This is a genomic window from Dyadobacter flavalbus (genome assembly GCF_006149045.1).
GTDB lineage: Bacteria > Bacteroidota > Bacteroidia > Cytophagales > Spirosomataceae > Dyadobacter > Dyadobacter flavalbus.
In genome coordinates, this window is sequence record NZ_VBSN01000004.1 from 1 (window position 1) to 1,229 (window position 1,229).

Consider the following 1,229-nt stretch of genomic DNA (forward strand, 5'->3'; position numbering starts at 1 on the left):
TATAATACCTCTACAAATTCAGACCACTTGTTTAGTTAAAACTTAGTAACTTAAACAAGGATAAAATAATGAAAAAGATGCGTAGAAAATTTGATTCATCATTTAAGGCGAGAGTGGCTATTGAAGCGCTAAAAGAACGAGAAACCCTTTCTGAGCTTGCGGTTCGGTTTGATGTGCATGCGAATCAGATATCACAATGGAAATCGGAATTTCTAGCAAACTCAGCGGCCGCGTTTGAACTAGGTGGGAAAAAAGAAGTTGCCAGTAATGCAGATATCGATAAGCTTTATTTGAAAATCGGCCAATTAGAGATGGAAAAAGATTTTCTAAAAAAAAGCTTGAACAGGTTGGGTCTGTCATAGATATGCGTTTACTGATTACAAATACCTGTGAGCTGAGCATTCGCAAGCAATGTAAGCTCATGCAGATCAGTAGGTCATCGGTTTACTATCAGCCCAAAGGAGAGCCAAAAGAGAACCTCAGGATTATGCAAATGATGGATAAGCACATTTTTGAGGAGCCAACTGCAGGAGTTTTGACTATGCAGTCAATGTTGTTTGAGAATGGGATTTCAGCAGGTTATGAGCGGATCAGACGATTGATGCGTTTGGCCAATATACGGCCGATATACCCACGCCGACATCTTACAATACTTAAAGAAAAGCAGTATATTCATCCATACCTGCTTCAAAATCTGAATATTACAGGTGTGAATCAAGTATGGGAAATTGATATCACATATATCCCGATGAAGAAAGGATTTATGTATTTAACTGCAATTATCGATGTATACAGTCGGTATATTGTCGGCTGGGGATTAAGCAATACCTTGGATGCCAATGCATCGCTTGAAGTGGTCAAAGAGGCAATTGTTAGACATGGAAAGCCTCAAATTATAAATAGTGACCAAGGCTCACAATTTACCTGTAAGATCTACATCGAATATTTGCAGGCAGAAAAAGTAAAAATTAGCATGGATGGGAAGGGAAGAGCTTTGGATAATATTTACATTGAGAGATTTTGGAGAACGATCAAGTACCAGTATGTGTACCTGAATCCGTGTGAATCCGGACTCGAATTATATGCAGGGATTAGAAATTGGTTGGATAGATATCATTTCAGAGCGCACCAGGGAATAGATCGAAAAAAGCCTGCAGAGCTGTTTGAAATGTGCGCCTAAAACAACTAACAAACCTAAATTAGTGGTCTAACATAATCGAGGTATCATA

At 38.6% G+C, this 1,229-nt stretch carries 2 protein-coding genes; both read left to right on the top strand.

What is annotated here, in order from left to right:
- The first annotated feature begins 68 nt into the window (after positions 1 to 68).
- Positions 69 to 362 (top strand): transposase, encoded by a 294-nt coding sequence (locus FEM33_RS00025; RefSeq protein WP_138281703.1) that lies wholly within the window; start codon positions 69 to 71, stop codon positions 360 to 362.
- Between the two features lie 2 nt (positions 363 to 364).
- Positions 365 to 1,180 carry an IS3 family transposase gene (locus tag FEM33_RS00030; RefSeq protein WP_138281702.1) on the top strand — a complete coding sequence of 272 codons (816 nt, stop codon included), beginning with the start codon at positions 365 to 367 and terminating at the stop codon, positions 1,178 to 1,180.
- Positions 1,181 to 1,229: the final 49 nt, after the last annotated feature.